10 protein-coding genes are annotated in these 13,844 nt (G+C 71.5%); all 10 read right to left on the bottom strand.

Going from position 1 to position 13,844, the window contains the following annotated elements; genetic code table 11:
* Window positions 1–80 precede the first annotated feature (80 nt).
* The 10 genes from ftsZ to PHA84_RS15195 all read right to left on the bottom strand — a co-directional run bounded on the left by ftsZ (window position 81) and on the right by PHA84_RS15195 (window position 13,561).
* Complete coding sequence (ftsZ, locus tag PHA84_RS15240; protein ID WP_270888981.1) at window positions 81–1,334, bottom strand: cell division protein FtsZ; 1,254 nt, start codon at window positions 1,332–1,334, stop codon at window positions 81–83.
* 268 nt (window positions 1,335–1,602) lie between these two features.
* Entirely contained in the window at window positions 1,603–2,346 is a 744-nt protein-coding gene (locus PHA84_RS15235) for a cell division protein FtsQ/DivIB (protein ID WP_270888980.1), read from the bottom strand.
* Complete coding sequence (gene murC / locus PHA84_RS15230) at window positions 2,343–3,791, bottom strand: UDP-N-acetylmuramate--L-alanine ligase (protein WP_270888979.1); 1,449 nt, start codon at window positions 3,789–3,791, stop codon at window positions 2,343–2,345. The genes PHA84_RS15235 and murC overlap by 4 nt, the downstream gene beginning before the upstream one ends.
* Window positions 3,788–4,906 (bottom strand): undecaprenyldiphospho-muramoylpentapeptide beta-N-acetylglucosaminyltransferase, encoded by a 1,119-nt coding sequence (gene murG, locus PHA84_RS15225; protein ID WP_270888978.1) that lies wholly within the window; start codon window positions 4,904–4,906, stop codon window positions 3,788–3,790. The genes murC and murG overlap by 4 nt, the downstream gene beginning before the upstream one ends.
* Window positions 4,903–6,171 (bottom strand): putative lipid II flippase FtsW, encoded by a 1,269-nt coding sequence (gene ftsW, locus PHA84_RS15220; RefSeq protein WP_270888977.1) that lies wholly within the window; start codon window positions 6,169–6,171, stop codon window positions 4,903–4,905. Before ftsW ends, murG begins: the two co-directional genes overlap by 4 nt.
* A 2-nt stretch (window positions 6,172–6,173) precedes the next feature.
* Window positions 6,174–7,685 carry a UDP-N-acetylmuramoyl-L-alanine--D-glutamate ligase gene (gene murD, locus PHA84_RS15215; protein ID WP_270888976.1) on the bottom strand — a complete coding sequence of 504 codons (1,512 nt, stop codon included), beginning with the start codon at window positions 7,683–7,685 and terminating at the stop codon, window positions 6,174–6,176.
* On the bottom strand, window positions 7,682–8,764 hold the full coding sequence (mraY, locus tag PHA84_RS15210) for a phospho-N-acetylmuramoyl-pentapeptide-transferase (RefSeq protein ID WP_270888975.1): 1,083 nt from the start codon (window positions 8,762–8,764) through the stop codon (window positions 7,682–7,684). The genes murD and mraY overlap by 4 nt, the downstream gene beginning before the upstream one ends.
* Window positions 8,761–10,206, bottom strand: a complete 1,446-nt coding sequence (locus PHA84_RS15205; RefSeq protein ID WP_270888974.1) for a UDP-N-acetylmuramoyl-tripeptide--D-alanyl-D-alanine ligase — start codon at window positions 10,204–10,206, stop codon at window positions 8,761–8,763. Before PHA84_RS15205 ends, mraY begins: the two co-directional genes overlap by 4 nt.
* Window positions 10,203–11,756, bottom strand: coding sequence for a UDP-N-acetylmuramoyl-L-alanyl-D-glutamate--2,6-diaminopimelate ligase (locus PHA84_RS15200; protein WP_270888973.1), 1,554 nt, complete (start codon window positions 11,754–11,756; stop codon window positions 10,203–10,205). The genes PHA84_RS15205 and PHA84_RS15200 overlap by 4 nt, the downstream gene beginning before the upstream one ends.
* 17 nt (window positions 11,757–11,773) lie before the next feature.
* Window positions 11,774–13,561, bottom strand: coding sequence for a peptidoglycan D,D-transpeptidase FtsI family protein (locus tag PHA84_RS15195; protein WP_270888972.1), 1,788 nt, complete (start codon window positions 13,559–13,561; stop codon window positions 11,774–11,776).
* Between the last annotated feature and the right edge of the window lie 283 nt (window positions 13,562–13,844).

Raw genomic sequence — 13,844 nt, 5'->3', positions numbered from 1 at the left:
GGGCTGGGCATGCCGGAGGGCGCCGGACCTCTGCGGTCCGGCGCCCTCTCGTCGCGCTCACTTCGAAGGTTGTCTGGAGCTCACTTCAGGAAGTCGGGGACATCCAGGTCGTCGCTCTCGTCGAAGGTCACGGTCCGTGGTGGCCGACCCACACCGGGCGCCACGGGCTCGACCGGTGACTGGCCCGACGTCGACACCGCGGCGTCGTCCTGGCGCATCGCGTAGGCGGGCGCCGGCTCGGCCGACGGTGAGTGGCTGGGTGCTCCGGCATGGGCCGGCACCGGCTGTCGCAGCGGCGCCGCCTGGCTCTGGGCCGCCGCAGCGGGCGCCTGGCGCTGGGATCCCTGGATCTGGCCGATGGCCCGGTCGTTGTCCCGCTTGAGCGGGGCTCCGCCGTCGAACCCCGCGGCGATGACCGTCACGCGGACCTCGTCGCCGAGCGCGTCGTCGATCACGGCGCCGAAGATGATGTTCGCCTCGGGGTGGGCCGCCTCCTGGACCAGCCGCGCCGCCTCGTTGATCTCGAACAGCCCGAGGTCGCTGCCACCCTGGATGGAGAGCAGGACGCCGTGGGCGCCGTCGATGCTGGCCTCGAGCAGCGGTGAGGAGATCGCCAGCTCCGCCGCCTGGACCGCGCGGTCCTCACCCCGCGACGAGCCGATCCCCATGAGGGCGGAGCCGGCTCCCTGCATGACGGACTTGACGTCGGCGAAGTCGAGGTTGATCAGGCCGGGAGTGGTGATGAGGTCCGTGATGCCCTGCACACCGGAGAGCAGCACCTGGTCCGCCGAGCGGAAGGCGTCGAGCATGCTCACCGCTCGGTCGCTGATCGACAGGAGGCGGTCGTTGGGGATGACGATGAGGGTGTCCACCTCCTCGCGAAGGTTGCCGATGCCCGTCTCGGCCTGGTTCGCGCGTCGACGGCCCTCGAAGGTGAACGGCCGGGTGACGACGCCGATGGTGAGGGCGCCGAGACCCCTGGCGATCTTGGCCACCACGGGAGCGCCGCCGGTGCCGGTGCCACCGCCTTCGCCCGCCGTGACGAAGACCATGTCGGCGCCCTTGAGCACCTCCTCGATCTCCTCGGCGTGGTCCTCTGCCGCCTTCTTCCCGACCTCGGGGTCGGCGCCGGCGCCGAGCCCGCGGGTGAGCTCGCGGCCGACGTCGAGCTTGACGTCCGCGTCACTCATGAGCAGCGCTTGGGCGTCGGTGTTGATAGCGATGAATTCCACGCCCTTGAGGCCGACCTCGATCATGCGGTTGATGGCGTTGACGCCACCACCACCGATGCCGACGACCTTGATGACGGCCAGGTAGTTCTGCGGTGCTGCCACGGCGGGGGGCCTCTCCTGAATGCGGTGCGATGTCTAGACGTAGAGTAGAGAGTTAGACTTATGTCAACTTTCGGTGCCGCCGACGCTATGCGGTGGGTGGGGTGCAGGCAAACACGGCCCCCGCGTGTCGCCGCACGGATTGGGTGGAATCGGCGCAGAAGGGCAGCCTGCTGTCCCCTTCAGGTAACAACCGCCCCACCTGCCACACCGCCACCACGGGCGGCGCTGGTGCGAGGCTGGCGGCCCAGCCGGTGCCGCAGCCTCGCCGTCACCGCGTGACGGGGGTGTCTGGGGCGCTGACGTCGATCACCTTGGGCTTCCCCTGCAACAGGGCCGTGGCGATGGCGAGCTTGCGCTGCGGCTGGTCCACCCCGCCCCATACCACCGTGGTGGAGCCGATCCGCATGGTGACCAGGTTGGCGCTGCTGACGGTGACGTTGGCGACCCGTCGCTGCAGCGACGGGGGCAGCACCTTGACGACGCCGACTGCCGTCATGAGCGCGTCCCGCGACAGCGCCGCAGCGCTCGCCGCGTGAACCACCGGCACTCCCTTGGGCGGCCGGCTCACCTCCGCATACGCCAGGCCCGTGGCATCTACAATCTGCAGTTGACCTTTAGGGTTCGTCACCACGAGGAAGGGCACCCGCGGGCTGGCGTGGATCACCAGTGTGCTCGGCCAGGAGCGCTCGATGGAGACATCGGCCACCGTCGCCCGCTCCGCGACCCGGGCAGCCACCGCGGCACCGTCGACGCGGGCCAGCGGCTGCCCGAGCGGCACCTTCGCCAGCGCACGGATGGCCGCCCCCTCCGAGCTCGGGACGCCGACCACCTCGACCTTCCGGACCGCCAGCATCGGGCTGAACCCCACCGCCCAGACGACGAGGCCGACGACCAACAGCGCGGCCACGGCGCACGCGATGAGCCGCAGCGGACGCCTGCGGACCTCCTGAGCACGCAGCTGGAAGCGCGCCCTGGAGGAAGCCAGACCGGTCGGCCGGGGGTCCCGCGTCATTCCCGGCCCAGAGCTCGCAGGATCTCGGGCCCGACCATCGTCACGTCACCGGCACCCACGGTGAGCACGAGATCCCCGTCGCGCACCAGCCCGGCCACCACATCGGCCACTGCCGACCAGGACGACACGACGTCGACCACGGCATCTGCTCGCTCGTGGCGGACGGCGTCGGCCACGAGGTGCGAGGAGATCCCCGGCACGGGGTCCTCGCGAGCGCCGTAGATCTCCATGAGCACCACCACGTCGGCCCCCGCCAGGGCCGCCCCGAACCCGCGCGCGAAGTCGCGGGTGCGCGAGTAGAGGTGTGGCTGGAAGACGACGACGAGCCTGCCGCCGCCGTCGGCTGACCGCACGAGCTGCGCGGCCGTCTCGACCACCGCCGCGACCTTCCCCGGGTTGTGCGCGTAGTCGTCGACGACCGAGACGCCGGCGGCGGAGCCCTTCAGCTCGAACCTTCGCCGGGTCCCGGTGAAGCCGAAGAGCCCGTCGAGGACGCGCAGAGGGTCCTGCGCGAGGCCCGCGACCGCAGCGGTGTAGGCGGCCGCCGCGTTCAGCAGGTTGTGGCGACCCGGGAGGTTGATGCGCAGGCTGCCCTCTCCACCGTCGGGGCCGGTGACCACCGCGCGGCTCATCAGCCCGCGGAACGTCGCGTCGCGCAGCACCACGTCGGCGTCCGGCGACCATCCGTACGTCAGCACCGAGCCTCCACCGCTGCGTGCGGCCTCGGCGAGGGCGAGAGAGCCGGGGTCGTCGTGGCAGGCCACGAGGAGTCCGTCGGGCTGGACGGAGGCGGCGAACTGGGCGTACGCCTGCTGCACCCGCTCGAACGTCCCGTAGAAGTCCAGGTGGTCCGGCTGGACGTTGGTGACGATCGCCACGTGTGGCCGGTAGACGAGGAAGGAGCCGTCGCTCTCGTCGGCCTCCGCCACGAAGATGTCACCAGTGCCCCAGTGCGCGTTCGTGCCATGCTTGGCCAGCTCGCCGCCGGCAGCGAAGGAGGGGTCCACCCCGCAGTGCTGAAGGGCCACGGTCAGCATGGACGTCGTGGTGGTCTTGCCGTTGGCGCCCGCGACAGCCACCCGGCGCGAGTCCGACATAGTGCTCGCCAGAGCCTGCGAGCGATGCAGGACGCGCAGTACGCGCTCGCGGGCGGCCACCAGCTCGATGTTGCTCTCCCGGATCGCCGAGGAGATGACCACGGTGTCGACGCCCTCCAGGTGCGCGGGGTCGTGACCGACGTGGACCCGGGCGCCTTCGGCCGCGAGCGCGGCCAGGACCGGTGACTCCTTCGCGTCCGAGCCACTGACCACCAGACCGCGGGCCAGCATCACCCGGGCGACGCCGGACATCCCCGCGCCGCCGATGGCGATGAAGTGGACGACGCCGAGCTCGTCGAGCGAGGGGACCGTGGCGGTGAAGTCGAAGCGCTCGTTCTCGCCGTTCATCGCTGGCCCGCCCTGGACCGGGCCGCAGCCCACGCGACCAGGTCGGCGAGCTTCTCGTCGGCGTCCCGCTCCCCGACCCCGGCGGCGGCCTCAGCCATCGCGTCCACGCGGACCCGGTCTGCCAGCAGGGGCAGGAGGGCGTCGTGGACCCACCGGGGCGTCAGCGCGGCGTCGTCGACCAGCAGCCCTCCCCCGGCCGCCACGACGTCGGCAGCGTTGAAACGCTGCTCCCCGTTGCCGATGGGCAGTGGCACGTACACGGCCGGCAGCCCCACGGCGGTGAGCTCGCAGACCGTGTTCGCCCCGGCGCGCGCCACCACGAGGTCGGCAGCGGCGTACGCGAGGTCCATCCGGTCGGTGTAGGGCCGGACGACATAGGTGGGACCTGGACCGGTGAGATCCGGGACGAACTCCTTGCCGGCGCCGGTGAGGTGCAGGACCTGGACCCCAGCCCCGCGAAGCACTCCCACGGTGGCCTCGAAGGCGGTGTTGAGCCGTTGCGCCCCCAGGGAGCCCCCGGTCACCAGCACCGTGATCGGTCCCGCCTCCAACCCGAAGTGCCCCAGCGCCTCCTCGCGTCGCGCCCCGCGGTCCAGGCGCGCGATCTCGATGCGAAGCGGCATGCCCGTCACGACGGCGTGTGGAAGGACCGTGCTGGGGAACGTCGTCGCCACGAAGTCGGTCAGGCGCGCGCCCAGCCGGTTCGCCAGGCCGGGTCGCGCGTTCTGCTCATGGACCACGATCGGTACGTCGCGGCGACGGGCAGCCAGGTACGCGGGTGTGGAGACGTAGCCGCCGAAGCCCACGACGACCTCCGCTCCCGTCTCGTCGATGGCGCGCTCCGCTGCGGCGACGGCGGCACGCAGGCTGACGGGCAGCCGCAGCAGGTCGGGGGAAGGGCGCCGAGGAAGCGGAACCTTCGGCACGACCATCAGCGGGTACCCGCGGGCCGGCACGAGCCGGCTCTCCAGGCCTGACTCGGTCCCGAGCGCCGTCACGGCGATCTCCGGACTTCTACGGCGAAGGCAGTCGGCCAGGGAGAGCAGCGGCGAGACGTGGCCGGCTGTCCCACCGCCGGCCAGCAGGACGGAGGCGGGCAGGTGGTGGGAGGTCACCGCTGTCCCCGCCTGGAGGAGAGGACCGCCAGCGACCGACGGACCACCGAAGGCTTGGCGGACAGCGCCTCGGCGCAGCCCGGCTCCGAGCGGGCGAAGGACAGCAGCATGCCCAGGGCGAACATCGTCGTCATGAGTGAGGATCCCCCGTAGGACACCAGCGGCAGCGGGACGCCGATGACGGGAAGGAGACCGATGACGGCCCCGATGTTGATGATCGCCTGGCACACGATCCACGCCATCACTCCGGCCGTGGCGATGCGTACGAACATGTCGTCGCTGCGCAGGACGATGCGGTAGCAGACCAGAGCCAGTGCGCAGAAGAGGGCGAGCATGACCAGCGTGCCGGGCAGGCCGAGCTCCTCGCCGAGGATGGCGAAGATGAAGTCGTTGTGCGCCTCCGGCAGCCACTGCCACTTCTCCCGGCTGGCCCCGAGGCCGACCCCCCACCAGCCACCGTCGGCCAAGGCGTAGCGGCCGTGCAGGGGCTGCCGTGCGGCACCGTACGGGTTGGTGTCCTTGCCGAGCCAGACGTCGAACCGCTTGAGCCGGTTCGGGCTCGTGACGACCATGAGCACGGCCAGGGCGGTGAAGGTGCCGGCGCCCCAGGCGAACCACCGGCCGGGTACCCCCGAGGCGAACAGCAGGGCGGCGACGATCGCGCCCATCACCATCACGGTGCCGAGGTCATGACCGAGGAGCACCAGGCCGATCGTCACCACCGACACTGGAGCCAGGAACGGTACGACGACCTGGCGCAGGGTGCCCAGTGACCGGCGCTTGGCCGACAGCACCGCGGCGCCGACGAGGATCAGCCCTACCTTGGCGAACTCGGACGGCTGCAGGGTCACCGGGCCGAGGGCGAGCCAGTTGCGGTTGCCGTTGACGGTGACGCCGATGGGGGTGAAGACCAGCAGCTGCATCAGCAGCGCACCGCCCAGCAGCGGTACCGAGAACGCCTTCCAGGTGCGCAACGGGATGCGGGCGGCGACCCACATCGCCACGCCGCCCATCACGGCGAACTGCAGCTGCTTGCGGAAGAACACGTAGGGCGTGGCGTTGTCGGTCTGGATCAGCGACTTCACCGAGGACGCGGACAGCACCATGATCAACCCGATGATGACGAGGACCACCGTCACGCTGAGCAGGACGTAGTACGTCGTGAGCGGCGAGTCGAGTCGCTGAAGCCAGCCGGTGACCCGGCCGTGGTCGTCCGAACGGGACCCGGCACGCGCCCGTCCGGGCGCGGCGGTGGCACTGCTCACGGCTACTCCCCCGACGTCTCGGCGCGACGCGCTACGGCAGCGGCGAAGGCGTCGCCGCGCGCACCGTAGTTCGGGAACATGTCCATCGACGCGGCGGCCGGCGCCAGCAGTACGACGTCGCCGGGCTCGGCGAGTCCGGCGGCATGCGCGACCACGACGTCCATGACCCCAGTGTCCGTGCTCGGCACGTCCACCACCGGGACATCCGGCGCGTGTCGGGCCAGCGCCTCGGCGATCGCGGCACGGTCCGCGCCGATGAGCACCACCCCGCGCAGCTGCGGGGCGGCCTCCCGGACCAGCTCCTCGACGTCAGCGCCCTTGAGCAGCCCGCCCGCGACCCAGACGACGTGGGGGAAGGCGTGCAGCGAGGCGGCCGCCGCATGGGGGTTGGTGGCCTTGGAGTCGTCGACATACCGGACTCCGCCGACCTCACCGCAGTCGGCGATCCGGTGCGGGTCCGGGGTGAAGGCGCGCAGCCCGTCGCGCACCGCCAGCGGCGGGACGCCGTACGCGCGGGCCAGCGCGGCGGCAGCCAGGGCGTTCGCGAGGTTGTGCGGTGCCAGCGTCGCGGCGGCGCCCCGCACGTCGTCGAGCGTCGCCAGCTCGGCGGCAGAGGTCTTGCGCTGCTCCACGAAGGCGCGGTCCGCCAGGATGTCGTCGACCACCCCCACCATGGACAGGGCCGGGGTGCCGAGGGTGAAGCCGATGGCGCGGCAGCCCTCCTGGACGTCCGCCTCGCGGACCAGCTGCTCCGTGACGGGATCCTGCACGTTGTACACGCACGCCACCTTGGTCCGGGCGTAGACCTTGCCCTTGGCGCGGGTGTACTCCGCCAGGGAGCCGTGCCAGTCGACGTGGTCGGGTGCCACGTTGAGGCAGGCGGACGCGTGCGGGGCCAACGAGTCCGACCAGTGCAGCTGGAAGCTGCTGAGCTCCACGGCGATCACGTCGAACGGCTGCGGGTGCAGGACCGCCTCGAGGATGGGCGTACCCACGTTGCCTGCGGCGGTGGCCCGTAGCCCGGCCGCTCGCAGCATGGACGCCAGCATGTTGACCGTGGTCGTCTTGCCGTTCGTGCCCGTGACCGTCAGCCACGGCGCCGGCCCGACCGCGGGACGCATCCGCCAGGCCAGCTCCACCTCTCCCCAGATCGGGATGCCGGCGCCGGCCGCCTGCGCGAGCAGCGGCTGGTCGGGTCGCCACCCGGGTGACGTCACCACCAGGTCGATCTCGACGCCGGCGGGCAGACCGGCCTCGTGGCCGGGCCCGAGCCGCACGTCGACGCCGAGGATCTCGAGGATGCGAGCCCGTTCGGCGAGGGCCGGGTGGCTGTCGGCCTGCGCCCCGTCGACCGCGACCACGTGCGCCCCGCGCTCGTGCAGGGAGTCGGCGGCGGCGAAGCCGCTGACCCCCAGCCCGGCCACCACGACCCGCAGCCCGCTCCAGTCGGCGCTGCCGCTGGTCAGCCCGTCCAACCGCCCACCCACCGAACCGCTGCCCGGTGCACTGCTCATTGCGCTCCCACGACCCACTCTGCGTAGAACAGCCCCAGACCGAGCGCGACGAAGAGCCCCGCGATGATCCAGAACCTGATGACGATGGTGACCTCGTTCCAGCCCAGCAGCTCGAAGTGGTGCTGCAGCGGCGCCATCCGGAAGACCCGTCTCCCGGTCATCTTGAACGAGCCCACCTGGATGATCACCGACAGGGTGATGGTGACGAAGAGCCCGCCCAGGATGACGATCAGCAGCTCGGTCCTCGTGGTGATGGCGAGCCCGGCGAGTGCGCCGCCAAGGGCCAGCGAACCGGTGTCACCCATGAAGATCTTGGCCGGCGAGGCGTTCCACCACAGGAACCCGAAGCACGCTCCCATCGCGGCCGCCGCCACCACGGCCAGGTCCCGGGAGTCCCGCACCTCGTAGCACTTCAGCCCCGGCGTGGTCTGGCAGTTCTGGTTCCCCTGCCAGATGCCGATGAGCACGTAGGAGGCGAAGACCATGACCGACGCGCCGGTCGCCAGCCCGTCCAGCCCGTCGGTGAGGTTCACCCCGTTCGACGTCCCGGCGATCATGATGTTGGCCCAGATGATGAAGAGCAGTACCCCCAGGAGGGTCCCCGCGAAGGCCAGGTTCAGGGGGGTGTCTCGGACGAAGGAGATGTGCGTCGAGCCTGGGGTCCGGTTCTTGCTGTTCGGGAACTGCAGTACGAGCACGGCGAAGACCACGGCCACGAGGGTCTGCCCCGCGAGCTTCTCCCGGGACCGCAGGCCCAGGCTGCGCTGCTTCGAGATCTTGATGTAGTCGTCCAGGAACCCCACGAGCCCCAGTCCCGACATGAGGAACAGGACCAGCACGCCGCTCCAGGTCAGCGGCGTGCCGGTGACGAGATGCGCCAGCGTGTACGCCCCCACGCTGGAACCGATGATCACCGCGCCCCCCATGGTGGGCGTCCCACGCTTGGTGTGGTGCGAGGTCGGACCGTCGTCGCGGATGAACTGGCCGTACCCGCGCCGGACGAGGAACTTGATGAACATGGGGGTGCCGAAGAGTGCGCCCACGAGGGAGATGACGGCCGCGAGCAGCACCGCCTTCACGTCGCGTCCTCATCTCTGTCGGCCAGCCGGTCTCCGAGCCACCGTAGCCCGGCGTCGCGGCTGGACTTCACCAACACGACGTCGCCTGGGCGAAGTTCTCCCGCGAGCAGCTCGTACGCGGCGTCCGCGTCCGGCACCCAGACGGCCTCGTCGCCCCAGGACCCTTCGTGCTGGGCGCCGGTGGCCATGGGCCGGGCGACGTCCCCTACGACGACAAGGCGTGACACGTTCAGCCGCACGGCGAGGCGCCCCAACGCATCGTGCTCCGCCGTGGAGGAGTCGCCCAGCTCGAGCATCGAGCCGAGGACGGCCCACGTCCGGCGCGGCGTCCCGTCCGTGGTGCGGCTCATGGCCACAAGTGCCTTCAGCGCCGCCCGCATCGAGTCGGGGTTGGCGTTGTACGCGTCGTTGACCACCGTGACGCCGTCAGGACGCTCCGTCACCTCCATGCGCCAGCGCGAGGCAGGCGTCGCGGTCGCCAGAGCCCTCACCGTGAAGTCGAGGTCGAGGCCACATTCGAGCGCGGCCGCGATGACCGCAAGCGCGTTCCCGACGTGATGCTCCCCGTGCAGCGGCAGGCTCGCCCGGGCCTGCGCGGTGGACGTGGCACCGGCGCCAGCACCCGAGACGACAACAGTGAAGGTGGGCCGGCCGGAGGCGTCGAGCTCCACCGACTCGGCACGGACTGCCGCATCGCCGGAGGTCCCGACCAGCACGGAGCGCGCGCGGGTCAGCCCGGCCATCGCCCGGACGGCCGGGTCGTCGGCGTTCAGCACAGCCAGCCCGGCGGGGGGCAGCGCCTGCACGAGCTCCGCCTTGGCCACCGCGATGGCCTCACGCGACCCGAACTCCCCCACGTGCGCCGTGCCGACGTTCAGCTCGATCCCGATCAGCGGCGGCGCCATGGTGGTGAGGTAGCTGATGTGGCCGATACCGCGTGCGCCCATCTCCACCACGAGATACCGCGTCTGCGCCGTCACCCGGAAGACGGTCAGGGGTACGCCGACCTCCGAGTTCAACGACCCCACCGGTGCGACAGTCGGAGCCGACGCCGCCAGCACGCTCGCCAGCAGGTCCTTGGTGGACGTCTTGCCGGAGGACCCGGTGATCCCGATCACCGTCAGGTCCGGATGCCGGTCCACCACGGCGCGGGCCAGGGCGGCCATACCCGCCTGGATGTCGTCGACGACCACGCACGGGAGGTCGTCGACGCGCCTGGTCGTGAGCGCCGCAACGGCACCGAGGGCCGCCGCGGACCCCACGAACCGGTGCCCGTCCTGCTGCTCCCCGACTCGGGCGATGTAGAGCCCGCCCTCGCCGGCCTCGCGCGAGTCCGTCACCACTGGGCCGTCGATCATCATGGCGGCCGCGGCGGGAGCGTCGATACCGTGCAGGGCACCGCCGGTGATGGCGGCGACCTCCTGCAGGCTGAGCGGGATCACCGGGCACCGCCGTACGGCAGGCCGGCCAGGGCGAGAAGCGCCCGGCGGGCCTCTTCCCGGTCGTCGAACGGGTACACCGTCCCGGCCACCTCCTGCCCTGTCTCGTGTCCCTTGCCGACGATCGCCACGACGCTGCCCTGGCCTGCCGTCTGCGCCCGCCGGATACCTGCTTGGATCGCCTCTGCGCGACCTTGCACGTCGTGCAGCTCAGCCGCAGTCCCGGCCTCCCGGGCACCCGCCAGCACGGCGGCGCGAATCGCGCCGGGCTCCTCGGACCGCGGGTTGTCGTCGGTCACCACCACGATGTCCGCCGCCTGCGCCGCGGCGCGACCCATGGCTGCCCGCTTGCCGCGGTCGCGGTCGCCTCCCGCGCCCAGCACGACGACCAGCGCACCGTCGGTCGCCGGTCGGAGGGCCTTCAGCGCTGCGCCGACGGCCTCGGGCGTATGGGCGTAGTCGACGACGACCAGCGGCAGGGCCTCGCAGCCTTCGACGACGACGCGCTCCATCCGGCCGGGCACATGCGGGTCGGCGAGCAGGGCCGACTGCGCCTCGTGCGCCGGAGCCCCGGAGGCGAGGAGGGCCAGCGCGGCCATCGCGGTGTTGACCCGGTTGAAGTCGCCGGGCAGGGCCGAGCGGAGGCTCAGGCTCGTCTCGCCGTCGGTGATTTCGAGGTCTGCCGGCTCTGGGCCGGGCAGCATTCGCCAGTCCGCCTCGAGGTCGGGCCGGGAGGTGAGCGTGGTCACCGGCACGGTGGCCACGGACGCCAGCTCCCGGCCCCACTCGTCGTCCACGCACACGATGCCCCGGCGGGACCGCTCAGGGGTGAAGAGGGAGGCCTTGGCCAGGAAGTACTCGCGCATCGTGTGGTGGAAGTCGAGGTGGTCCTGCGAGAGGTTCGTGAAGAGCGCCACGTCGTACACGACGCCGTCGACGCGATGCTGGCTCAGCGCATGGCTCGAGACCTCCATGACGCACGAGTCGACCCCCCGCTCCGCCATCACGGCGAGGAGCGCGTGCAGCACGGTCGCCTCCGGCGTGGTCCGGACACTCTTGACCCGTTCGTCAGCGATCCGGGTCTCGACCGTGCCGATGAGACCGGTGACGTGACCGAGCGCCGTCAGGGCGGAGCTGACCAGGTACGCCGTGGTGGTCTTGCCGTTCGTGCCGGTGACGCCGAAGAGCCGAAGGGGGAGGTCTGCGGTGCCGTACACCAGGGAGGCCGCCGCGCCGACGTGGGACCTCGGGTCCTCCACCAGGATGCGCGGCAGAGCCACGCCCTGCTCGGTCAGGATCCCGGCACCGACGGCGTCCGTGAGGACCGCGACCGCTCCGGCCTCGGCCGCCGCCGCTGCGTACGCCGCTCCGTGGGCGTTGGCACCGGGGAGCGCCGCGTACAGGTCGCCGCCGCAGACGTCCGCAGAGCTCAGGCTCACGCCGCGCACCAGCACCTCGGACCCGGCCCCGTCGAGGGTCAGCTCGCCGCCGACCACGTCCGCGACGACCGACAAGGGGGTCGCTCGGGTGGAGCTCGGACGCAGCGAAGACACGGACAGCGAGACTACCGTCAGCGACGAGAGCCGGACGCGCCCGACCGGCCGTCCCGGATGACGGTGGGGTCCTGGGCAGAGGGCGGTGTGGCGGGCCGGATCTGCGCCACGGGCGACTTCGTGCCGGTGGGCGGGATCTGCAGCTCCTGGAGCGCGTACGTCATGACATCGTGGAAGACCGGCCCCGCCACCACGCCGCCGAAGTAGCCCTTGATGGGCCGCTGGAGCGTGACCGCGACGACGATCTGGGGGTCATCGGCCGGGGCGAAGCCGATGAAGCTCGCCGTCTTGCCGGAGTAGCCGCCGACCTTGGCGTCGTACCGGTCGGCGGTACCGGTCTTGCCTGCCACGCGGTAGCCGTCGATCTTGGCCTCGGGCGCCGTCCCCTCCTTGCCGACGACGCCTTCGAGCATGTCCCGGACCTTCTTCGCCGTGGTCGGGGAGACCACCGTGACCGGCGCGGGCCTGGAGGCGGGCGTGAACCCGCCGCGCCCATCCGCCGTGGCGGCCACCAGGCGGGGCGCGATCCGCACGCCGCCGTTCGCGATCGTCTGGAAGACGCCGGCGGCCTGGAGGGCGTTGACCGACAGCCCCTGGCCGAACAGCACCGTGTAGCGCTGCGAGCCGTTCCAGTCCTTCACATTGGTCAGCAGGCCCGGGCCCTCGCCGGGGAACCCCATGCCGGAGGTCTGTCCGAGGCCGAACTTGCGGAAGTAGTCGTACATCGTGGCCGCCTTGACCTTCTCGCCGGCCAGGATGGTGCCGATGTTGCTGGACTGCGCCAGGACCCCCGCGAAGGTGAGGTACTCCGTGGGGTGGTCGTGGCTGTCCTTGAACTTCGTGTTGCCGGCGCGGTAGATCTGGTTGGGCACCTGGACCACCGTGGACGGCGTGACGACCCCCTCCTGGATCGCTGCTGACGCGGTCATGACCTTGCCGGTGGAGCCCGGCTCGTACACGTCGTTGAATGCCTTGTTGGTCCAGTTCTCGCTGGACTGGCCCGGCTGGTTCGGGTCGAAGGTGGGGTAGGACGCGACGGCCAGCAGCTCGCCGGTCCTGACGTTCTCGACGACGACCGTGCCCGAGAGGGCCTTGGTCTCGGCGACCTTCTGGGCGACGGCGTTCTGGGCGAACCACTGCAGGTCCGAGTCGATGGTGAGCTTGACGTCACGCCCCGGGACGGGCGGCACCGTCTCCTGGCGCGCGTTGGGGATGGGACGGCCGTCCTGCGACTGCTCGTAGATCGTACGGCCGGCCTTGCCCTTCAGGGTCGAGTCCATCAGCACCTCCAGACCGCCACCCGCGGAGCCGTCGGACTGCAGGAAGCCCACGAGCGAGGCGGACGCCGTCGAGGTCGGGTAGATGCGGTCGGAGGTGGCCTCGGAGTAGATGCCGTTCACGCCCAGCTCGGAGATCTTGCGCCAGTTCAGGGGGGTGACGTTGCGTTGCAGCACCCGGTACTTCGAGGAGCCTGTGAGCTGGGCGGTCAGCTGCTCCTGCGGGATGCCGAGCAGCGGCGACAGGTCCTTCGCCGCGCCGCCGATCCCGACCTTGCGACGCAAGCCGTCGACGGTCTTGACGTACGACGGAACGGCGGTCTGGTCGACCGTCACGGTGCGCCGCTCGATGCTCGAGGCCAGGATCGTCCCGTTGCGGTCCACGATGGAGCCCCGCATCGCCGGTAGGGCGACGGTCGCGGTCCGGGAGGACTGTGCGTGCTGCGAGACCGCGGAGGCGTCGAAGCCCTGCAGCCTCAGCAGCTGCGCACCGAAGATGCTGAAGACGAACAGCACCGCGACGGTCATGCTGCGCATCCGACGCCGCGGGTTGGAGGCGCCGAGCTCTACGCGGCGTCCCGGGGGCCGCCGTGGCGGCATGCCCTTGGGGCGACGGGGCGCGGTACTCGTCGGCGCAGGCAGCGCAGCGCCCGTCTGCCCGACGCGGGAGGACACGGGCCGCTTGCGCGGTGAGGACCGGGGTGGCTCGCCGGAGCCGTAGCCACCAGAGCCGTAGCCACCAGAGCCGGGGCTGCCGGAGCCGGGTCGGCGGCCGGCACTCGCCGCGCCGGACGTGGGGCTGGGCGGGCGA

Source organism: Pedococcus sp. 5OH_020 (assembly GCF_027812955.1).
In the GTDB taxonomy this organism is placed as follows: Bacteria; Actinomycetota; Actinomycetes; order Actinomycetales; family Dermatophilaceae; genus Pedococcus.
This window is presented reverse-complemented; position numbering and strand designations above follow the sequence as displayed.

Excerpts from the sequence above, each read along its gene's own strand:
- PHA84_RS15235 (WP_270888980.1), bottom strand. The coding sequence starts at position 2,346 with ATGACGCGGGACCCCCGGCCGACCGGTCTGGCTTCCTCCAGGGCGCGC.
- murC (WP_270888979.1), bottom strand. The coding sequence starts at position 3,791 with ATGAACGGCGAGAACGAGCGCTTCGACTTCACCGCCACGGTCCCCTCG.
- murD (WP_270888976.1), bottom strand. The coding sequence starts at position 7,685 with ATGAGCAGTGCACCGGGCAGCGGTTCGGTGGGTGGGCGGTTGGACGGG.
- PHA84_RS15195 (WP_270888972.1), bottom strand. The coding sequence starts at position 13,561 with ATGACCGTCGCGGTGCTGTTCGTCTTCAGCATCTTCGGTGCGCAGCTG.